At 49.0% G+C, this 20,004-nt stretch carries 16 protein-coding genes and 4 tRNA genes; 9 read left to right on the top strand and 11 right to left on the bottom strand.

All coding sequences use genetic code 11. The features are described from left to right. Window positions 1-10: 10 nt before the first annotated feature. Window positions 11-1,444: an ATP-binding cassette domain-containing protein gene (locus B7990_RS10025; protein WP_088640828.1), complete on the bottom strand. Its 1,434-nt coding sequence runs from the start codon at window positions 1,442-1,444 to the stop codon at window positions 11-13. A 454-nt stretch (window positions 1,445-1,898) separates the two neighbouring features. Further along, a complete protein-coding gene (locus tag B7990_RS10015; protein ID WP_088640826.1) occupies window positions 1,899-3,359 on the bottom strand; it encodes an esterase in 1,461 nt (486 codons plus the stop codon). Window positions 3,360-3,652: 293 nt separating this feature from the next. On the opposite strand from B7990_RS10015, the gene B7990_RS10010 reads away from it, so the two are divergent. Continuing rightward, entirely contained in the window at window positions 3,653-4,687 is a 1,035-nt protein-coding gene (locus B7990_RS10010; protein ID WP_088640825.1) for a radical SAM protein, read from the top strand. Between the two features lie 99 nt (window positions 4,688-4,786). On the opposite strand, the gene B7990_RS10005 is transcribed toward B7990_RS10010, so the two are convergent. Beyond that, a complete protein-coding gene (locus tag B7990_RS10005) occupies window positions 4,787-5,230 on the bottom strand; it encodes a hypothetical protein (RefSeq protein WP_088640824.1) in 444 nt (147 codons plus the stop codon). Between the two features lie 356 nt (window positions 5,231-5,586). Beyond that, the gene (locus B7990_RS10000) at window positions 5,587-6,249 is read right to left on the bottom strand and encodes a DNA alkylation repair protein (protein WP_088640823.1); all 663 of its coding nucleotides are present in this window, start codon (window positions 6,247-6,249) and stop codon (window positions 5,587-5,589) included. Between the two features lie 150 nt (window positions 6,250-6,399). Here B7990_RS10000 and B7990_RS09995 point away from each other — a divergent pair, with 150 nt between their 5' ends. Then, window positions 6,400-7,044, top strand: coding sequence for a hypothetical protein (locus tag B7990_RS09995; protein ID WP_088640822.1), 645 nt, complete (start codon window positions 6,400-6,402; stop codon window positions 7,042-7,044). 175 nt (window positions 7,045-7,219) lie between these two features. On the opposite strand, the gene B7990_RS09990 is transcribed toward B7990_RS09995, so the two are convergent. Beyond that, window positions 7,220-7,292 (bottom strand) — tRNA-Cys (locus B7990_RS09990). 100 nt (window positions 7,293-7,392) lie between these two features. Here B7990_RS09990 and B7990_RS09985 point away from each other — a divergent pair. Together B7990_RS09985 and B7990_RS09980 are read left to right on the top strand one after the other, a co-directional pair. Further along, window positions 7,393-7,923 carry a lysophospholipid acyltransferase family protein gene (locus tag B7990_RS09985; RefSeq protein WP_254917467.1) on the top strand — a complete coding sequence of 177 codons (531 nt, stop codon included), beginning with the start codon at window positions 7,393-7,395 and terminating at the stop codon, window positions 7,921-7,923. Beyond that, window positions 7,920-8,567 (top strand): PolC-type DNA polymerase III, encoded by a 648-nt coding sequence (locus B7990_RS09980; RefSeq protein WP_014546603.1) that lies wholly within the window; start codon window positions 7,920-7,922, stop codon window positions 8,565-8,567. The genes B7990_RS09985 and B7990_RS09980 overlap by 4 nt, the downstream gene beginning before the upstream one ends. Window positions 8,568-8,858: 291 nt before the next feature. On the opposite strand, the gene rpmB is transcribed toward B7990_RS09980, so the two are convergent. The 5 genes from rpmB to B7990_RS09955 all read right to left on the bottom strand — a co-directional run bounded on the left by rpmB (window position 8,859) and on the right by B7990_RS09955 (window position 13,376). Next, window positions 8,859-9,080, bottom strand: coding sequence for a 50S ribosomal protein L28 (gene rpmB, locus B7990_RS09975; protein WP_014546602.1), 222 nt, complete (start codon window positions 9,078-9,080; stop codon window positions 8,859-8,861). Between the two features lie 67 nt (window positions 9,081-9,147). Then, window positions 9,148-10,080: a 4-hydroxy-3-methylbut-2-enyl diphosphate reductase gene (ispH, locus tag B7990_RS09970; protein ID WP_088640821.1), complete on the bottom strand. Its 933-nt coding sequence runs from the start codon at window positions 10,078-10,080 to the stop codon at window positions 9,148-9,150. A 12-nt stretch (window positions 10,081-10,092) separates the two neighbouring features. Further along, window positions 10,093-11,271, bottom strand: coding sequence for a glycosyltransferase N-terminal domain-containing protein (locus B7990_RS09965; protein ID WP_088640820.1), 1,179 nt, complete (start codon window positions 11,269-11,271; stop codon window positions 10,093-10,095). Further along, window positions 11,264-11,878, bottom strand: a complete 615-nt coding sequence (locus tag B7990_RS09960; protein ID WP_088640819.1) for an isoprenylcysteine carboxylmethyltransferase family protein — start codon at window positions 11,876-11,878, stop codon at window positions 11,264-11,266. The genes B7990_RS09965 and B7990_RS09960 overlap by 8 nt, the downstream gene beginning before the upstream one ends. Beyond that, the gene (locus tag B7990_RS09955) at window positions 11,871-13,376 is read right to left on the bottom strand and encodes an ABC transporter ATP-binding protein (protein WP_254917481.1); all 1,506 of its coding nucleotides are present in this window, start codon (window positions 13,374-13,376) and stop codon (window positions 11,871-11,873) included. The genes B7990_RS09960 and B7990_RS09955 overlap by 8 nt, the downstream gene beginning before the upstream one ends. Window positions 13,377-13,512: 136 nt before the next feature. Here B7990_RS09955 and B7990_RS09950 point away from each other — a divergent pair. Together B7990_RS09950 and B7990_RS09945 are read left to right on the top strand one after the other, a co-directional pair. After that, window positions 13,513-13,585 (top strand) — tRNA-Glu (locus B7990_RS09950). A 269-nt stretch (window positions 13,586-13,854) separates the two neighbouring features. Continuing rightward, a tRNA-Glu gene (locus tag B7990_RS09945) sits at window positions 13,855-13,927 on the top strand. Window positions 13,928-14,838: 911 nt separating this feature from the next. Here B7990_RS09945 and B7990_RS09940 read toward each other — a convergent pair. Beyond that, window positions 14,839-14,923 (bottom strand) — tRNA-Ser (locus B7990_RS09940). 274 nt (window positions 14,924-15,197) lie between these two features. Here B7990_RS09940 and B7990_RS09935 point away from each other — a divergent pair. The 3 genes from B7990_RS09935 to B7990_RS09925 all read left to right on the top strand — a co-directional run bounded on the left by B7990_RS09935 (window position 15,198) and on the right by B7990_RS09925 (window position 19,594). Then, window positions 15,198-17,624 carry a DEAD/DEAH box helicase gene (locus tag B7990_RS09935; protein ID WP_254917466.1) on the top strand — a complete coding sequence of 809 codons (2,427 nt, stop codon included), beginning with the start codon at window positions 15,198-15,200 and terminating at the stop codon, window positions 17,622-17,624. 147 nt (window positions 17,625-17,771) lie between these two features. Then, window positions 17,772-18,788 carry a hypothetical protein gene (locus tag B7990_RS09930; protein ID WP_088640817.1) on the top strand — a complete coding sequence of 339 codons (1,017 nt, stop codon included), beginning with the start codon at window positions 17,772-17,774 and terminating at the stop codon, window positions 18,786-18,788. A gap of 86 nt (window positions 18,789-18,874) precedes the next feature. Beyond that, window positions 18,875-19,594, top strand: coding sequence for a hypothetical protein (locus tag B7990_RS09925; RefSeq protein ID WP_254917465.1), 720 nt, complete (start codon window positions 18,875-18,877; stop codon window positions 19,592-19,594). Window positions 19,595-20,004 lie beyond the last annotated feature (410 nt).

Here is a 20,004-nt window from a genome sequence, read left to right as displayed (position 1 = left end):
TTGCGTTCGTCTAATTCAGCGAGAATTTTGGCATGCGGAGGAGATGCGTCATGCAAGGCGGCCATTCTTCTTCGTAATGGCTGACCATGATAATCGTCGTCTCCGTCGAAAGCAGTTGCAACAGGTGGAACAGCTTTTCGCGATACTCGCCCTTGAGACCTTGCGTCGGTTCGTCGAGCAAAAGGACTTTCGGCGGGCGAATTGCAGCACGGGCCATCAGCACCAGGCGCTTGTCAATCGGCGAAATCTTGCGAATAGAAATCGACGTATCTTCAAAGCCCAAGTACGTAAGCCATTCGCGAGCCTTAGCCTTTTCTTCCCACGTGATGTTTTCAGCGCGGCAAAGGTTCGGTGTGAATCCTGTGCAAAGCACATCCAGAAGGCTCAAGTCTTCGCGGTACTGGAGTGCCATTTCCGGCGAGAAGAATCCGAGTTTTGCCTTGTGGTCCCAAATGTTGAGGCCATGCCCCGGACGTTCACCTAGGAGCGTAATGTCGTTGTTGTAAATCTGCGGATGGTCAGCGGTAAGCATGCCGAGGAGCGTACTCTTGCCGGCACCGTTTTCGCCCATCACCGCCCAATGTTCACCCTTGCGAACCGTCCAGTTAAGGTCCTTCAACACGTCCGTATCGCCAAAGCGGACGTTCACGTGCTTAAGGTCAAAGAGAATTTCTGAATCAGACGAGAGATGAGCGGAGTCACAACTCTCTCGTCTTTCGTCTGTAGGCTCGCCAGAGCCGTTCTCTCGTCTCAAATCAACGATTTCATAATCCTTGAGTTCTGCTTTTTTGAACTTCGGGGTTGCAGCGGCTTTCGGGAGTTCACCTTCATACTGCGAGAACGTCTTGTCAGCATAAACGAACGCCGGGATTTCCGGAAGCAGTTCATCTTCGCGAGCGAGGCGCACCACGACTTTCAAGCCCGGACGTTTTGCAAGGTCAGCCACGCAGCCCGCCAAATGCGCACGGTACTCCGGGTCGAGTCCGCCAAACAAGTCGTTGAAATAAACCCATTCCGGCTTTTCCATCCACATGCGGGCCAAGAGTACTCGGCGCAGTTCGCCGTTCGAAAGGCTCAACAGCTTGCGGTCAAGAATCCCTTCGGCAAGGTCAGCAATGTTCAAAGCTTCGCCAAGCTTTTCTGGGTCAGTCAGCGGCCACGCCATATCGTCAATGTAGCGGTCCGTCTGCAAAAAGAACTTCTTGTCCAGAAGCAGGTTGCGCACCAGCGGAGCTTCCGCATCGTGCAAGCTGATAAAACGCTGCTGGAAGAACGGGGCCAACGCCTGCTGGATTTTACGTTGCATAGCCTCCGACATCGTGGAGACATTTTCACGTTGATTTAAGAAATGAGTAATGACTCGGTCGAGATCTTCGCCCTCGGTGCTGAAAATCTGCACCTGCGGAAACATCTCGATCAGAGCTTCAAAGCGCTTGAATTCCATGCACCCAAAGATAGAAAAAGCCCAACGGAGCGGCAAATTTTTACAACATTAGCGACGACTCGCCCTAGTTTTCAAACAAAATAAAATCCATTTTTTTTCAAAAAAAAAATGATTTTCAGCTCTTTTTACGTCAAAAACGATAATTTTCGCCCCAATTTTACGTAATTTTTCATACAAAATAACAAATTTCTTGAATTTCAACGACCATTTTTCGTTTTTTATCCCGATTTTTTCACTCAAAAAGCATTTTCGTGCCACTTTTGAGGCGTTAAGCAGCGCAAAAATCGAAAAACCGGCCCAAAAATTACAGACAACATCAAAATTTTACGTCAAAAATTCAAAAAAAACTTAAAATTAACGTAAAAACCGCCACTTTTTGATTTTTTTGCTTTTGGGGAGGCAAAAACTCCCGGCCGAAACCGAGAGTTTTGTGAGGAGGAAAGAATCTTAGATATTAGAACTTATTGAAGAAATCCCAAGTGGTCTTCGGAACCCATGACTGGTTCGAACCCGGATCCTTGTGGTCCCAGATATGGCCACCGTTCTGTGTGCACCAGCGAACCGGGAAGCGTTCTTCAACAGTCGTGTAGTCATAGCACACGTGCGGACCGTTACCACCGTATTCCTGAGCACGCTCGTTCTTGGCCTTGCCACCTTCGGAGTTGAGTTCCAAGATGATATCGCGAGCAGCACGGCCCATGACCGGAGTGCAGAGATTGTCCTGCAAGCCGAGCACACCCATCCAGCCGATGCCCATCTGCTTGCGCTGCGGGAGCCAAATATTGCGTTCAGCTGTTTCGTACACGGCAACAGCACGGAGCACGTCCTGATGGTTCCAGGAAAGTCCGTTAGAGAACATGGAGCCGTAGCTAAAGCCGGTCGAGAACACACGAGAAGAGTCAATGCAGAAGTTGCCTTCGAGGTATGCAAGAAGTTCATCGAAGAGAATGTAGTCGTTCTGATCCCACGGGGCCTGGTTTCCATTGCCTTCCGGAGCGACGAAGATGGCTGTATTTTCCGTATCAAGCGGTTTCAGACCATAATAGCCTTCATCCTGCACGCCACCGGCCCAGCCGCCCATGCACTGCATACCGAAAATGAGTTTGTACGGATTATTCTTATCGTAGTTCTTGGGAATATCGATACGAACGGTACGCGTACCCTTGCTCCACTTGAAATCGATATACGGCTTGTCACCGCGATACTTGTAGTCAAGCTTTGTATCCTTGCCACAACCACGTGTCGGCACCGGATCGTTCTTGAGGCCCCAACCGTAAGCGTATTCCGGCTGTTTGACCGTCTTTTTGAGCTTGAGTGTAACGTTTGTATCCAAGTTAGAAAGAGCAACTGTCAACGTATCATAATCCGTTGCAATCACGCGGAGGCTATCGCCGGCTTCTTCTTTCTTGAGGCCACGAGCCACAGCTTCGCCAAACGAGACCCCGTAATTACCATTGGATGCAAAGCGGAAATTGCTCTTTGCGCTACCAACGCTCACTCGCGCAAAATAAGAACCCTGAGATTTCACGACAGACTGCATGTCAAGCGTACCTGAGCCATAAACGGTCTCGTTCAAGACACGGGAACCCACGGCGTCAAAGACCTGAATGCGCACCGGTTCATTCGTACTCTGGGAATAAGACAGAACGCCGTTCATCACGCTCACATAGCCGAGTCTCGGACGAATGGAATGGATGCCAATCAAGGAATCACCGGGATTGGCCTCTTCCTTGAAAAGCTTGAATTCGCCCTTGGAATCGGTCGTTGTCTTGAGTGCGTTTTTAAGAAGTTCTACGGAGGCTTTTTCGATAGCCTTGCCGCTTTCATCGTTGACCTTACCCGTAACGGTAAAAGCCTGTGCAGATGCAGCAAAAGCAAGAGCCATTGCTGCACACTTTAAACTGAGGTGTTTCATACCTGTTCTCCTGTTGTATCATTCCTAACTCTTCATCCCGAAAGGACAAGTCCTCCAAACTGATTTGATACACGCAAGGAGATATGCCACGCAACAGCGTGGTTCCACAAAACCAAGCATGGACACACCAGTGTTCTACCTAACTAAACCCATCTGTAATATATCCTCGTCGGTGAGCCAAAACACAAGCCGCAATAGTAGTTTCGTGGACAATTAGTCAACAGGGCATGGGGTGTGAGGTCGGCTCTTCGAGCCTTTGAGGTATGAGGTTTATTTTTTCTATTATTTAACCAATGAATTCCTTGTTAAACAAAGCAATCGCTCAAGAACGCCTCACTCCGGCGGAAGGTCTCGAAATTTTAAAGAACGTCCCCTGGACTGAGGTCGTCGAAGCAGCCGATACCGTACGCCAGGCGAAGCTCCCCGGGAACCGCGTCGGTTACACGGCGTTCCGCATTGTGAACTACACGAACGTTTGCGAAGTGACTTGCAGCTTTTGCAGTTTTTGCCGCCCTGCAAAGCACCCCGAAGCGTACATTTTGAGTTTAGACGAAATCCGTCAAAAGACGCTCGAAGCTAAAGCCAAAGGCGCCGACCAGATTTTTTTACAAGGCGGAGTCAACAAAGAAATTCCGCTCAGCTATTACACCGACGTACTGAAAATGCTCACGCAAGAATTGGGCGTTAAGGTGCGCGGATTCTCGCCGGTTGAACTTGTCCGCATTGCGGAATTCAACAACATACCGCTTGACGAACTGCTTGACATTTTCAAGGATGCAGGTCTCAGTTCCGTCCCGGGCGCAGGCGCCGAGATACTCTCCGACCGCATGCGTCAAATCTTAAGCCCGAAAAAACTTCCGGCACAGCAATGGAGCGATACGCTTGCCGCCTGCCACAAGAAAGGACTCCCTGGCAGTGCAAACATCGTCATCGGCAGCGCCGAAACCGCCGAAGAAGTCATCGAGCATCTTGAATACGTCCGCAAGACGCAGGACATTGCGGGCGGTTTCAAGAGCTTTGTCGTGTGGACGTTCCAGCCGCAGACAGACAAGTTCCCGATCCGCCATGTGCGCGGCGATGAATACCTCAAGCTGCTCGCGCTCAGCCGCCTGTACCTCGACAACGTCCCGCACATCGAAGTTTCGCTCCTCGGCATGGGACTTTCGCTCGGTGAACTCGGGCTGCATGCCGGCGCCGACGACATCAACAGCATCGTCATCGAAGAGAACGTGCTCCAAAACCACGGGCTCACGACTATCGAACAAGCCGAAAATTTCATCAAAAACGCAGGATTCACGCCATACAGACGAACCCTCAACTTTGATTAAGGTGAGAGTCGTGACAAATGAGCTTGCTCAATTTGCCATGACCGAGCCGCCACAAAGTGCACTACGCTAGTAGTGCCACTTTGATTAAGGTGAGTGTTTTTAAGTTTTTTCAAACAAATATTTCAAAGCCGGGAATTCCGCTGAAGAAATACGCATCAATCGCTTACGTACATACACTATGGCATACCACGTTTTTCCATAGTCCGCATAGCTCAGCACTTTTACATCATCAATATTTACGCGAATTTTATTCCGGCAAACATAGACAAACTCAATTTCATCACCATCAATATTTATCCTTACCGGGTTAAGATTCAAAATCAAAAAGAGTATAAAACCAATAAAAACATAATATACGACAAAGAACCATATAGATAAATGTTCTCTAATGTCATCAAAATCATTTACAATAAAATCGTAACCAACTTGAACTCCGAACACAACAAACACAAAAAGTGCAGGTATTAAAAAAAGGCAAACACCCACAAAACTTTTCGCCTTGTACGACTTTTTCACCGATTTTTTCGCTCGTTTTTTCTTCATTTACAAGCAATATACATTTTAATTAGACCATTCCCACTCAAAATTATAGGCTTATTTGCCCACTTTTTGTTTAGATTAATAAAAGTGCCGCAAGCACAACCACCTCTTTCAAGAAGGAGATTCTTATGAGCTGGGAATGCAAATACCTCAACGAGACATTTTGCGAGAAACGCAAACAGGAATGCGACCCAGGGGCAAAAGGCTGCGTCCTTCAGGGCCGTTTCAGCTTTCCACTAAAGGAAAAGGGGAAAGCCGAAAAGAAAAGCAAATAAAAAAGACCCTCTTTCGAGAGTCTTTAAAAGCCGAGGCTTTGCGCAATTCGCATTGCAAATTTAACGGATCGCCAGCAATCTCACTTAGATAAGGCGCAAGATTTCCTGAGCGGTCTGTTCAGCAAATGCGTTATCTTGGACAAAGCGGCGGACTTCAGTCGGATTGATGCGGGCGTATTCAGAAAGAGCACGACCAATGCCGTTGCGGATGTAGTAGTCGTCGTCCTTCGCGCAAGTGAGGCAGAACTGACGCAAAAGCGGCCAGTCGGTGCGGTCCTTGTACTGCACCTGGAAGATGATTGCACTGCGGCGAACCCAGATGTTCGGGTCGCGAATCCAGGAGGCAATCTTTGTACGCAACGCCGGAAGACGTAGCGCCAAATCACCCAAGACGCAAGAAGCGAGGGTATCGACAGTGTCTCGCCAAGCTCTGGTCTTAATGAGCTTTTTCAAAAAATTCAGGTGCTGGCCACCGAGAAGAACACGATGGCGGAACAGGTAGTCACAAGCCGCGTACTGGAATTCCCTATACGGCTGCGCCCACATGTCCTCAACCCTCGACACGAGTTCGTCCCCGTCCTTTGGCGGGTACTTGTCAAAAATCGGGTACGTGACTTCACGACGGGGAACCAATCTGATTCCGAGAAATTCAAATTGCTCCCTAGCCTTCTTAGACATTTCATGCGCTTCTTCTTCATTAGCGATAGAGCGCAAAGCGAGAGATATTTCTTGTGTAAACCGAAGCATTGTACTCCAAAAATAGTCCATAAAGAATTTTTTTTCTAGACCTTGACAAGCATTTTTTTCAAATTTTTTTAAATTTTTCTCAGATTTTTTGCAAAAAAAGTGCAAAAAAAACCTTGACAAAGCTAAAAACCGCTTAAAGACCCAGAAATCATGACAGATTCCACTAGAAAAGAGGCTCTTCAAGTCACTGAAGTTCCGCCCGAACTGCGTGGTCTTTCCGACGAAGAAATCATTCGCAACTCGGAAAGCAAAGAGAAAAAATTTATCGGTAAAAAGCACAACGGGGCCAAGCGCCCGTCCAAGCGCGAGCGCCAAAAACTCAAAGAGCAGAGCGAAAACGCCAAGTTCAATTCGCTCGTGGCCAAGTACATCAAGCCCGAAAGCGCAAAGCAGCGTGAAGCAGAAAACGATGCCGAAATCAACAGCATCCTGAAGAAAATCGCAAAGAACGCCGCACCTAAGGCCGAAGACGCCGAAGTCAAGAAGATTATCGAAAAGACGGTTCCCACAGCAGCGCCCAAGCGAGTGCTCACGAGCGTCATCTCGGAACCGCCCAAACCGCCTTCAGGCCGCGTCCTCAAGGGCTCGTTCGGCGCAAAGCCAGGCGACAAGCCAAAGACCGTCATCGTGTCTGCAGCCGACCTCGCCCGCCAGCGCATCGAAGAACGCGCAAAGAAGATCCGCGAAGCGCTCATGGCAAAGAACAAGGCACTTCACCCGGAAGCCGCAGCAGAAATGCCGGTCAAGCGCCCGCGTGGCCGCCCCCGCAAGAACCCGCTTCCGCCAGCAGAATAAGTTTCCCAGCCCGCGTCCCCGTCATCCTGACGACCAAAGGGCGGAAGGATCCAGTTATTTTTCATGACCCGTGCATATTCAATGCGCGGGCTTTTTTATGGAGTGCGCGGTTCCCGCCTCCCGCAATCCTCGAGAAAACAAAAAGACCTTTCGCTTTCACGAAAGGTCTTTTGAGAGGCAACGGGCGGACTCGAACCGCCGAATAAGAGTTTTGCAGACTCGCCCCTTACCAACTTGGGTACGTCGCCATAATTGCAGACGCAATATAAGTATTTTAAGACGCCCTTACAAGGGGTCCGCGCAAAAAAAAGTGAAATTTTTTAATTTTTAGCCGTGAATTTCACCCAAATGAAGACAAAATTGCTCGCCACGCTCGGCGCCCTCTGGATGAGGAGCCTCCGCATCCGCCTGCGCGTTCCCGACGACTTCCGCCCGGGGATCCTCGGACTCTGGCACAAGGACCTGCTCGCAAGCACCGCCGCCTTCAAGGACAAGAACGTCCACATCCTCGTCTCGGAATCAAACGACGGCGAATTTTTCGCCCAGGCGGCCAAGCAGCTCCATTACGAAGTCACCCGCGGTTCCAACACGCACGGGGCCACAAATGTCCGCCATCTGCTAAAATCGCTCAAGAACGACCGTTTTGTCGGCATGGCGCTCGACGGTCCGCACGGCCCCGCCCTCCAGGTAAAACCGGGTTCCCTGTGGCTTTCCAAGGCGAGCGGCCGCCCCCTTTGGCTTTTTTGCATCAAATATGGCAAGCATTTTCGCCTAAACGGATGGGATAATTTCATTATTCCGCTCCCTTTGACAGCTATTGACATCGAAATTAAGTATCTTTTGCCCGAAAATATTCAAAATAAGGAAACACAGCCGTGATCGCATTACCTCCAAAATTTGTCGCATTCGACTTAGAAACGACTGGTCTTGTCAACCGCAAAGACGAAATCATTGAAATTGGCGCCGTAAAGTTCACTGTAGAGGTGAAAAACGGACGCGTCGTGCCAAAGCTCATCTCGGAATTTGACACGCTCGTAAAGCCCAACATGCTCATCCCCGCCGAAGCAACGAACGTGAACCACATCACCGACAAAATGGTCGAAAACGCACCTCCGGTCGGCGAAGCTCTCAAACAGTTCACCGCATTCTGCGGACCGGGATCCATTTTGCTAGCCCACAACGCAAACTTCGACGCCAGCTTCTTGCGCACCGCCTACGAACAGAACCCGCAGTTCACGCCTGGGAACCCTGTCGTCGATAGCCTTGCCATTTCCAAGACCATCATGCCGGAACTTGCAAACCACAAGCTCGGCTTCATGGCAAACATGTTCATGAAGCGTGGCGAAATCTCGATGACCATCGACGAAGAAAAGATGCACCGTTCCGTGTACGACTGCGAAATGCTCATGGAAGTGTTCGTCGCCCTCCTCCGCCGCCGCCTCAAGGAAAAGGAATGGGAAATGGGTAGCATCATGCAGGCCATGGCGAAGTACAAAGGCGTCCCGCAGTTCATTAGAAAGTAGGCGGTAGACAGTAGGAAGTCGGAAGTAAAATTATCTTCGAATGACATACGCTTGTCATTCCCGGCTAGACCGGGAATCTCCTTTAAAAAAAAGGAGAAGCCCTATCAAGTAGGGCTTGACAAAGAGAATTCGTCAGCCCCGGTCTAAGCGCCGGGGCATTTTTTGTATAAAAAGCCGATGCCGGATCGGAGTCCGGCATAACAAGGCGGGTGGCCGCACAAAAAACGACAAATACACAAAAGACCGCCATGCTACGCATAGCGGCTTTCGTCAAACTTTCAATCTAAGAAATTAGATTCCGAGTTCCTGAGCAACAGCCTGGATGCCAAGCTTGTTGATCGTGCGGAGACCAGCAGCGCTAACGCGGAGCGTCACCCAGCGATCTTCTTCAGGAATGTAGAAGCGCTTCTTCTGGAGGTTCGGAAGCTGCTTCATCAACTTCTTACGGTTAGAGTGGGAAACCATGTTGCCCACGAGACCGGCTTTGCCGGTGACTTCACAAATGCGGCTCATATTAAAACTCCGTTGTTTTTACAGGCACCAATTTTAGCTAAAAATTTCAAAACTGTCAAGGCTAAAGTTAATCTTGCAATGCTTTTGGCAAGTTAAACTTCGTATTTTCCACTAATTTTACAAGATTTTCAACTTCTATCGGGCCAAATTTTTCTTTCAGCCAATCGACAACGCCCTGGACCAGCACCTCCGGTGCGCTCGCACCGCTAGACAACCCAACCGTGTCAATGCCCTCAAACCACGCCGGATCAAGATCGTTCACGTCCGCAATCAAGTGGCTCGGGAGGCCCTGTTCAAGCCCAAGCTCCATCAAGCGGGACGAATTCGAGGAATTCTTGGCACCAACAACCAAAAGCATGTCCACCTCGGAGCACAGCTCGAGAACTGCCGCCTGGCGGTTCCCCGTCGCATAGCAAAGATCACCCGCATCCGGCCCGATGATGTTCGGGAAACGGCGCTTGAGCGCTTCGATAATCTTGCGAGTTTCCGCCACAGAAAGCGTCGTCTGCGTGATGTAAGCCAGCTCCTTGTCGGCAGGCACATCAACCATTTCCGCATCTTTTTCGTTCCTGATAAGCGTAATCGCGCCTTCCGGGAGCTGCCCAAGCGTACCTTCGACCTCGGCATGCCCGGCATGCCCAATCAAGATGATATGGCGACCCGCATTGTAATGCCGCTTAGCGCTGAAATGCACTTTAAGCACCAGCGGGCAGCTCGCATCAAGCACCTGCAAATTACGGGCTTTAGCCTCTTCATAAATGCGTTCAGCAACGCCATGCGCCGAGAAAATCACCACGGATCCTTCCGGCACTTGATCCAGCTCATCGACAAAGACAACGCCCTTGTCCTTAAGCGTTTCAACAACAAACTTGTTATGAACAATTTCATGGCGCACATAAATCGGCGTACCAAATTTTTCGATAGCTTTTTCAACCACATGAATTGCACGGTCAACACCAGCACAGAATCCACGGGGCGTAGCCAGAACGATTTTTTTCATAATTCACCTAATCTACTTTAACAAGTTTTTCAAAAATTCCAGCAACTGCTGATACGAGTCACTAATTTTAGCACTTTCATGAGCAAGAAATGTTTGCACCAAACGGGATTCCGGCTTATTGCGCTGAGAAAAGTCCTCAGCCGAGCGTAACTGCGCAAGGACGCCTTCACGAACAAGCGTCATCACAGTCTCTTCCTGCCCTGCGGCATAAGGCCCTACACAAGTCGCAAGACCGCTTTGAAGCGGCTCCCAAAAATCATGAACGCCAAGTCCACGGGCAAACGAGCCGCCAACAACCGCCGATCTAGAAACGGCAAACACATCTTTCGTCTTGCCAAACTCGAGAACCATCGAGACTGAGCCGCTCTGCACCAAGGGCCAGTCAACAACCGATACCCCAAGTCCGCAAAGCGCCTTACGGAATTCATCCACTTCCGACAAGCGACGCGGCATAAGCACCACGGATTCACCGCGCTTGATCGAAGACAAAATCATGCGACCGAGACTCGGCATTTCCTGAATGTGCATCGAGACAAATACAGTATCGACCGTCGGATTTTCAGGAGGCAAAACAGCCTTGCCCGAGCGGACCCAAGGCAAAAGCTTCCAGTCGCCGCCAATCATCATCCGCGAGCTGTTCGAACGCGCAGAAACGCTGAAGAAGCGCGACAAGTCCGACCCGGTCTGCATGCTGACAAAGCCAATCGCCGCATAGTCCATTCCAGGAACCGCATGATGGAAGCGCCCCGAAACAACAGCCACAGGCGGCCGAGTCGAAATCCGCAGCATCGAGGAAAGATACCCCGGCCACAGTTCATTTTCGGCAAGAATAAGTCCAAGCGGCTTGACAGACGAAACAAAGGACTTCATCGTTGCAGGTGCATCGACTGGCGCAATATGGGCGGCCACATCCGCCCCCGACTCCTTGATAAACGAAACCACTTCAACTTTCTGCGTCGTCACCAAAAGACGCGGGCAATTCGGCAAATCCTCCTGGAGGAATTTCGCCAAATTCAAAAGCATCTTACATTCGCCAAGACTTGCGCCATGCATCCAAAGAAACGGCCCCTTAGGCCACGGGCCACGCAGACGCGATTTCACATGGTACTTATTTTCTATAACAGGTACTTTTGCAGCAACTTTGGCTACAGATCCTAAAGCCTCTCTTGCAATGTCAAAAACCTTAAACATAGAAAACCACCACTTTTCTTACGACCAGTAATAAATTACAAAACAAGAGCCACAGCCAAGTGGAAGAATCCGCAAAAAAAGCCTGCCAGAAGGTCCTTTGCAAAGGAAGCATCCGCAATTTTTCAGCACAGTCGCCATGCGAAGCTCGCAAACGCGGAAAGAACGCAGGAGTTTCGCTCGCCCATAAGCGCCATACATCGCCAAATTTCCGTTCCAGGAAACGATCCTCGATTCGCGAAAGCGCCATCTCGAACGCAATCACGACAAGCATAAGCGGCAAAATCCAAAGCGAAAAACCCAAATGAAAAATTGCGATTCCAAGAGCAAAACCAGTATTGGAAATGTAAAGCGGATGCCTCACGCGAGAGTACGGACCGCAAGTCACAAGCGCATCCGCCTGATGTTCGTAGCCACGAGTATGTTCGCCGATAAACCGGCGAGCCTGCACTCGTAAAAAAGCACTCAAAATGTATAGAAGAACAGCAATTAGGGGGGCGGTGGGTTCATTGCCCGGAGGCGCACACACCAGAATTACAGCCATTACACCCAAGATGTAACCGCGAAAGCGATACAGAAACGCAGAAAACTTATTTTCTGTATCAGGCATCACCCATCTCCACAACATTGAACCTTTGTTCCTGTTCTCGGGAAAGAACATCGTGACTGACGAGGACAACCCATTTCTGGAGCAGTTCCGCCGTGTCAAGGAAAGCACTCAAAAGCAATTCGCGGTCAGCAAGCGCCACAGACGCAAACGGCTCGTCCAGCAAGACTACCGAGCAATCCGAAGCAAGCGCCCAAGCCAAAGCTACACGCGCACGTTCTCCCCCCGACATTCCCTCTTTAGCAACGATCTGGTTCACTCGGGCAGCGCGGGCAAATTCGGCAACGGCCTCAAACTTCGCTTGTGCTAGAAGCTTTTTCAACAAATGAAGTGGAGGCAGTTCTAAATCCTGGGCCACAAAGAACACATTATTTTTTAAAGGAATGGAACATGAAATTTTCCCGTAATCCCATTCTTCAAGCCCAGCAATCAAGCGCAACAGAGTCGATTTGCCAACGCCATTGCGCCCACGTACCAGCACCGGCTTTTTCGTTTGCCAGCATAGCGAAAAATTACTGAAAAGCGTAGCAAAAGCTCCTTCGTAAGAAAAATCGCCATGCTTGATTTCCAAACAATCCAAGTCCGAAGAGAACCTTTTTTCAACCGAACTGGAGTCCAATTTTTTCGAAGGCAACGCTTCGAACTTTTCCAAAACGCGAAGCGCACTCATCGCAGACCTTGCCTGCGGCATCACGCGAGCGCATTCCTTCACAGGTTTATAACAAAGGAGAACCGCCGAGCAGTAAAGCACAAGCCCCGTGCCGTCCATCCAGCCTTTCGAAATCAGGAGCGCGCAAAACGCAAGCACAAAGACCATCGCCAAGACCGAGACCGATTCCGCAACAAGCGAAAGAACGCCTTTGCGGAGCGATACCGCCACCCCGTCATCACGGAGCACACGCACTTGAGACATCAAGTCGTTCGAAACATCGCGGCGTTCAAAGCCAGAACTCCAGCGGCGGAAAAGTTTTCGCGCAAGATAAAGCGAATTGCGAAAACTCGACCGCTCCGTCAAAATGTTTTCTTCGGCAGGCCCCATCTTATGCAGACTGCGCTGCATCCAGCTCACAAGCGGAACAACGACAACAAAGAGGAACAACGTAAGTGGCCAGGAAATGTAAAACAACACAGGCAAAAACACCAATAGCTGAAGAACCGCCTGGACCGCCTGGAAAAACACGCCACCATTCGATTGCAGAACAACAGCCGATTCATACGCAGCCTCGACTTTCATTTCGCCTTCCGGCGTATGGAAAACGCGCGGCGAAAGAGAGCGGAGCGCATGCAGGAACCACGCCATCACAAGAGAGCCAGCGCCAAAAAGCCATTTTTCGGAAATATTCATTTTCCAGACAAAAAAGGCAAAGCGAAGCGCCGTGAGAACAACCATCAGCACAAGCCACTGCACAAGCGAGAAAATCGCCTCGCCCTGGAGAATCCCCATGAAAGAGCGAACACCCCAAAGCAAAGCCGCATCGGCAGCACTCGCGAGCAAAGCCACAGGCAAAAAGCGAAAAACGCCACGCCAAAGTATCTTTTTTAGCCGTTTTTTCAGAATCACGGAAGAAAAAATAAAAAATTCAAATAAAAACCCTTGACAATTTCCTATAAACATCTATATTTGGCGCACACAAAACGCCCCTATCGTCTAGTGGCCCAGGACTCGGGATTTTCATTCCCGCAACAGCGGTTCGAAACCGCTTGGGGGTATAAAAAAGTCAACCGCAAGGTTGGCTTTTTTTGTAACCGCGCCAAGCGGTATAAAAAGAACTCAACGCAAGTTGGGTTCTTTTTTTATACCATCGAGCAAACCGCGACACAGGGTATAAAAAAGATCAACCACAAGGTTGGTCTTTTTTTCAACCTTTTCAAAGGGTATAAAAAGAGCGGACTATGAAAAGCCGCGCCCCCTCAAAAAAAATTATCCATCCACCCTTGACATTATTCTATAAAATCCTATATTTGTCCTCACACAAAACGCCCCTATCGTCTAGTGGCCCAGGACTCGGGATTTTCATTCCCGCAACAGCGGTTCGAAACCGCTTGGGGGTATAAAAAGAACTCAACGCAAGTTGGGTTCTTTTTTTATACCCTCGAGCAAACCGCGACACAGGGTATAAAAAGATCGACTGAAAAGTCGGTCTTTTTTTAACCGCACAAAGCGGTATAAAAAAGGACCGGCAATCAAGCCGATCCTTTCTCATACGCCAAAGCACTAGTTCCAAACTTGCAAAACGGGAAGTCGCCCTCGATTGGAGGGCGACAGTATTTTACGAGTTGGAATGAGAGACTTTTGAACAAACTCCAAATACACCAAAACCGTATTCACGGTTCCTTATTATGCTGTTTATTTCTTTTAAAAGCTAAATAGCGTTTGCACCCATTGCAAACAAATCAAAGCTCCCCTCTGATACGTTCACGTAAATAAATATAATATAATTTTCGCAAAAGAATACATTTTTATTACAAAAATTCATTTTTAGACCAGAAAAATGCTAAAAACTACCATTTTAGGGAGATTATTACCAATTTGAGGGAGGAGAGAGTGGGATGGACAACTAGCTCATTTCATTTCGCTAGTCCTTTCACGCTCTCACAATTCGAGCGCCCTCTCTAAAGGAGAGAGAGGGATGGGATCGTTCGGTCACTTTCAGTTCCCTCACGTTCTCTCTCAATACGAGAGCATTCTCACTCACTCCAAGGAGAGAGTGGGATTGGACAACTAGCTCATTTCATTTCGCTAGTCCTTTCACCCTCTCTCTAGGAGAGAGAGGGATGGGACGGCTCTGTCACATTCTGTTCCTTCGCCGCCCTTCGGGTTACGGCCAGAGGCCGTAATCCTTGACCGCGCTGTGTTCGCTTCGCTCTCGCGCGGTCAATCGAACCCTCTGCGAGGGTTCTCATCCACTATTATTTCACTTGAAACAAAAAGCGAAGCCTTACGGCTTCGCTTTTTGTTTCAAAGGAGAGAGAGGGATTCGAACCCTCGGTCCTGTGACAGACTCCGGATTTCGAGACCGGCCCATTCGACCACTCTGGCATCTCTCCGAGGTTTGCATAATATAGTATAATTCATTTAAACTGTCTATGAAAAATTCCGACGCGGGCGCAACATTCTTTTTTATTACTTCGTCACCAGCGTTTTTAAAAACCTTTGATTTCAAACCTTTATTTTCTACATTTGGCGCAAATTATTGGGGACCCAACAGACTTCAGGTTTATAAGTGCGAGTGCACTTCGGGGCTTATTGAATGCTCGATTCGAGCAAAGTGATGACGCGGCATGTGCTGCAGATGAAGTTTACGGATCCCGAAGGTGACTTATGGCAGAAGATATTTCTTGCGGCCCGGAAATCGACGTTCCGGAAAATAATGATAACTCTAAATTGCAGCTCGAAGCGGATGCGTTCTTGAACGCCATCGCAAGCGGCGCAGACGAAGACCAGGCAGACGAAGCCGCATTCTTTGCCGCAAATCCAGACGGCATCGTCGTTGATGATAACGGCGAAGTTCTGGAATCCGGCGCAAATTCCAAGATCAAGAAAGGCGAAAAAGTCGAATTTATCGACGATGATGAAGCCGTAAGCGGCGTTGAAAAGGAAATGCCCGTTCAAGCCGGGCATGACACAACCACTGATGAAGCAACAGTCGCTGCGACTAGCCCGGCAAACTTAAATGAAGAGTCTACAGACGAAGAAGATGTCGGCGACGAATCTTTGGTGACTTTCGACGATCTCGGTCTCTCTCCGGAAGTTCTCGAAGCCGTCAAGCTCGCCGGCTACGAAACGCCCTCGCCCATTCAGGCTAAGGCAATTCCGGCGCTTTTGCAGGGAGCAAATCTTCTCGGAACAGCACAGACTGGTACCGGCAAGACAGCAGCATTCTCGCTCCCGCTCCTTTCGCGCATCAACTTCAACGGACGTGAAACGTCCATGCTCGTGCTCACGCCGACACGCGAACTTGCGATCCAGGTTTCGGATGCCATCCAGCAATACGCCGTCAAGATGCCGAACGTGACTGTTGTTCCGGTCTATGGCGGTCAGGATATTGCAATCCAGTTGCGCGCCCTCAAGCGCAAGGCAAGCATCGTTGTTGCCACCCCGGGCCGTTTGATTGACCATATCAAGCGCGGTTCTATTTCGCTCGGAGCGGTCAAGGCTATCGTCCTCGACGAAGCGGATGAAATGCTCGACATGGGCTTCATGGAAGACGTGGAAACCATCCTCAGGGAAATCCCCGCCGATGCCCAGCGCGCCCTCTTTAGCGCCACCATGCCGGATAGCGTCAAAAAGATTATCGACCAGCACTTGGGCGAATACGAAGAAGCCCGCATCGAAGGCAAGACGACCACGGTCGAAAACATTTGCCAGCGCTACTTGCTCGTGAAAAACGAACACAAAATCGAAGCGCTCGCCCGCGTTCTCGAAGGCGAAGAATTTGACGGCGTACTCATTTTCGTGCGCACCAAGCAGAACACCACCGAAGTAGCCGAGAAACTCGAAAGCCGCGGATTCAACGTAGCCCCGCTCAACGGCGACCTCGCCCAGTCCATGCGCGAACGCACCATCAACCGTCTCAAGATGGGCAAGCTCGATATCGTCGTCGCAACAGACGTCGCCGCCCGCGGTATTGACGTGGACCGCATTTCACTCGTTGTGAACTACGACATTCCGTACGACACGGAATCTTACGTGCACCGCATTGGCCGTACAGGTCGTGCAGGCCGCAGCGGTAACGCCATCTTGTTCATCACGCCGCGTGAAAAGCGTATGCTCAAGACCATCGAAAAGGCTACGCGCCAGCCGATTGACGTGATGGAAATGCCGACCTCCGAACAAATCAGCAAAAAGCGCGTCGAAGCATTCAAGGCTAAAGTCAAGAGCGTCGTGAGCTACGGTGAACTCGACCAGTTCAAGGAACTCGTCCGCGCACTCGCCGCAGAAGGCTGCAACATGAAGGATGGCGTCGCCCTCGAAGACGGTACCGTCAACGAAATGACCGCCGAAGACATCGCAGCAGCCGTCATCAAGATGTACCAGAAAAAGCAGCCGCTCTTCCCGAACCTCCCGCCGCTCGAAGCTCCGAAGGAACGCCGCGAAAAGGTCCGCAGCGGCAGAGACTTCCTCGGCAATGGCGAAGATTTCGGCCTCAACAGCGAAGAACAGAAGCGTATGCGTAAGGAACGCAAGGAAGGCCTGAACGGCGTCGAAGAAGGCTTCTTGCGCTATTACCTCGGCGTTGGCCGCATTGACCACGTCACCCCGCGCGACATCGTGGGTGCAATCGCCGGCGAAGCGAACATCAACAGCAGCAACATCGGCCGCATCAAGCTCTTTGACAAGTTCAGTACCGTTGAACTCCCGAACACACTCCCGCAAGACGTTCTCGACATCTTGTCCGAAATGACCATCCGCGGCAACGACGCCCGCTTCCGCGTGATGACCGACGAACCACCCGAGGGTCCCGCACCAGGAACAAGACCGCATGCCAGCCGCGAAGAACGCCGCAGCTTCCATCGCGACCGCAAGGGAGGCTTCCGAGACGATGAACGCCGTGGCGGATTCCGCAAAGACCGTGGTGAACGCAGCTTTGGCGACAAGCCGTTCGAAAACCGCAAGGCACGCCGTGAGCGCCAATTCGCCGACCGCAAGCCCGGCAAGTTCGAAGACAAGCCCTTCCGTAAGGACCGCGACGAGCGCAGCTTTGGCGACAAGCCGTTCCGCAAGACACGCCGTTTCGGAAGAGTCTAAGTCAAATTAAAACAAACAACTTAACGGAATTCAGAACGAATTCCGTTTTTTTGTACTAAAAATTCAAACTTGTATAAAATACTTTACATTAATCCTTTTTTATCTTCTTAATATATACACTTATATATATACCCTAAGGAGAAAAAAATGGCTAACAAAACAAATGAAAAAGATTCTACAGCAACAATTCAAGAATCTGAAGTCCACAAATTATTCAATAAAATAGCAGTAACAGCCCTAGTTGCGGCTTATTCAACAAAAAAAGACACTTACGAGCCATGGCCTTGTGGAACACCCTGGTGGCGACACCCGATACCATGGCCTCACCACATCAGTGAACTCATTGCTGAGGTAAAAGATTATTCAGTAAGATTCCCAAAAGTCTTTTTGCAAAATGGCGATATAATACTGGATATTATCCACAATGCAGGCCTAGAAGCAAGCATAGCTGCCAACTTCAGGAATTCCAAAATAAGTCCTATTGCAAAACTAAGAGAAAACATTCCTGCAAAAATTAGCAATAACATAGCCAAGGCTATAATCAGTTACTTAGAGGCCATCGAAAAAGGCCAGAATGAAATTATCAAGGAAGCCCAAAAGCTTATTCCCGATAGTATTGAACTCACTCCGAATAAAGACTTCGAAGCCACCAATATTTTCAGACAAGCAATAAGACACAGCATAATAACTAGTTATATACCAAGCGGATACTATGACGATTTTGAACCATGGCCATGCGGAACGCCCTGGGGAGGGCCTCCTTTTGGACCACATGGACCTACTGGACCTTGGTTCAACAACATCCATGAAGTCGCTTCCGCAGCAAGCCTCTATGCAGGAAATTATGCATTAGCCGTCCAAGAAAACCGATTCACAATACAACAAGCTGTCGAGATAGCCGGTTTCAATGTACAACCTTCGATCAATATCAAGAACGCAAAAGCCAATACACTTGAAAAGCTTCAAGAAAATATTCCTGAAAAATTCTGCAATAACATTTCCAAGGCGATCGTCAAATACCTTACAGCAATCGATAAAGGTCAACAGCAAGTTGCAAAAGCAATCGCAAAGCTTATTCCCGAAGGCATTAAATTCACCCCGATTAAAACAAAGCTTGTAAAGAAGGCCGCCGCTAACACAACGGCAAAGAAAGCAAAAAAGTAACAGACAATAAAGCATTCTAAAAAAAGAAGTCCGTCTCCAACACAGACGGACTTTTATGTATATTGTAACCAAACTAAGGATTATTTATGACAAAGCAACTATACCTATCATTTGTTCTAGCCATTCTAGTCCTATCAAGCTGTGCATTTTTCAAGCCCCAAATAAATGAGAACTTTAAGCGGGATGATTTAACTCCCGCCTTAGCCGATTCTGTAGACCTGTTCATCGGTGAAGCCTACAGGATGAAACCCGAATACACGAACGAACTCATCGTGGCTATAATTAGAGCAAATACGCTCAATGTGGAAAACGCAAGAGTTTACTACCCTACTCTAATCAACCTCATAAGTTTAAAGAACCGCGATTACCTTGATGAGAACTGGATTATGTCTCACCTCGATGAAAAAGAACAGAAAGATTTTCAGCGAGTCTTCCCAACAGGATTCCCGGCACAACAAAGCATAAGCAAGTATATTCAAGGTCACGAATTTTTCATGGACTCGGTCACATGCGAAGGCGAAGATATCGATGCCCACTGGGCCTATTTTTCTGCCACAGGTGATACAAAGGTGATTGAAAAAATCGAAAAGACAATGCATGTCTATGACAGACTATGCTGTTTTGAATGCCTCCAGAACTCATTGCTATTCAGATCTGTAAAGAACAGAGACGTCTATGACAAGCTCGTTGAAATTCGCGATACTACATGCGAAAAGGCTCCAAACCCCACAGTTTGCGCTGCATACTACAACAACCGATATATCCCGCCTGCTAACGAATGCGCCTGGAGCGAAATAAAAAATTAAACCCAACTATTGAAAAAAAGAAGTCCGTCTCCAACACAGACGGACTTTCTTTTTTTTGCAATCAAGGATTAAGCGGCAAAGACGATTAGCGCGCAGCTCGCCACAAGCAGGAACACGCCCCAGACAGTCTCGACAATTGGCCCAACCTTCTTGATTTCAACTTCATTGTTTTCCATGTTCTTATCCTCACACCCTAGGCTGTGCAACATCGCTCACCTACGTTCTATAATGTATAATCATGAACGATAAGGATAAACTACAAAACCAAAAGTTCCTTGGACAGTTTATCAATGTGGTAAATTGGAATATTCAAAGTCCAAATATTGCAGGTCCGCATAACGGCGCAGTTTTAATCCAAATTAAGTGTCACATTGTGTCTCTAAGACAATTGCAATTATAGGGGATCCGGG

Source organism: Fibrobacter sp. UWB4 (genome assembly GCF_002210345.1).
Classification (GTDB): Bacteria; Fibrobacterota; Fibrobacteria; order Fibrobacterales; family Fibrobacteraceae; genus Fibrobacter.
This window is presented reverse-complemented; position numbering and strand designations above follow the sequence as displayed.

Coding starts and splice junctions, on each gene's coding strand:
- B7990_RS10010 (WP_088640825.1), top strand. CDS start 3,653: ATGAATTCCTTGTTAAACAAAGCAATCGCTCAAGAACGCCTCACTCCG.
- B7990_RS09925 (WP_254917465.1), top strand. CDS start 18,875: ATGACAAAGCAACTATACCTATCATTTGTTCTAGCCATTCTAGTCCTA.
- B7990_RS10000 (WP_088640823.1), bottom strand. CDS start 6,249: ATGCTTCGGTTTACACAAGAAATATCTCTCGCTTTGCGCTCTATCGCT.
- B7990_RS10025 (WP_088640828.1), bottom strand. CDS start 1,444: ATGGAATTCAAGCGCTTTGAAGCTCTGATCGAGATGTTTCCGCAGGTG.
- B7990_RS10005 (WP_088640824.1), bottom strand. CDS start 5,230: ATGAAGAAAAAACGAGCGAAAAAATCGGTGAAAAAGTCGTACAAGGCG.
- B7990_RS09935 (WP_254917466.1), top strand. CDS start 15,198: ATGGCAGAAGATATTTCTTGCGGCCCGGAAATCGACGTTCCGGAAAAT.
- ispH (WP_088640821.1), bottom strand. CDS start 10,080: ATGAAAAAAATCGTTCTGGCTACGCCCCGTGGATTCTGTGCTGGTGTT.
- rpmB (WP_014546602.1), bottom strand. CDS start 9,080: ATGAGCCGCATTTGTGAAGTCACCGGCAAAGCCGGTCTCGTGGGCAAC.
- B7990_RS09965 (WP_088640820.1), bottom strand. CDS start 11,271: ATGTTTAAGGTTTTTGACATTGCAAGAGAGGCTTTAGGATCTGTAGCC.
- B7990_RS09985 (WP_254917467.1), top strand. CDS start 7,393: ATGAAGACAAAATTGCTCGCCACGCTCGGCGCCCTCTGGATGAGGAGC.
- B7990_RS10015 (WP_088640826.1), bottom strand. CDS start 3,359: ATGAAACACCTCAGTTTAAAGTGTGCAGCAATGGCTCTTGCTTTTGCT.
- B7990_RS09930 (WP_088640817.1), top strand. CDS start 17,772: ATGGCTAACAAAACAAATGAAAAAGATTCTACAGCAACAATTCAAGAA.
- B7990_RS09960 (WP_088640819.1), bottom strand. CDS start 11,878: ATGCCTGATACAGAAAATAAGTTTTCTGCGTTTCTGTATCGCTTTCGC.
- B7990_RS09995 (WP_088640822.1), top strand. CDS start 6,400: ATGACAGATTCCACTAGAAAAGAGGCTCTTCAAGTCACTGAAGTTCCG.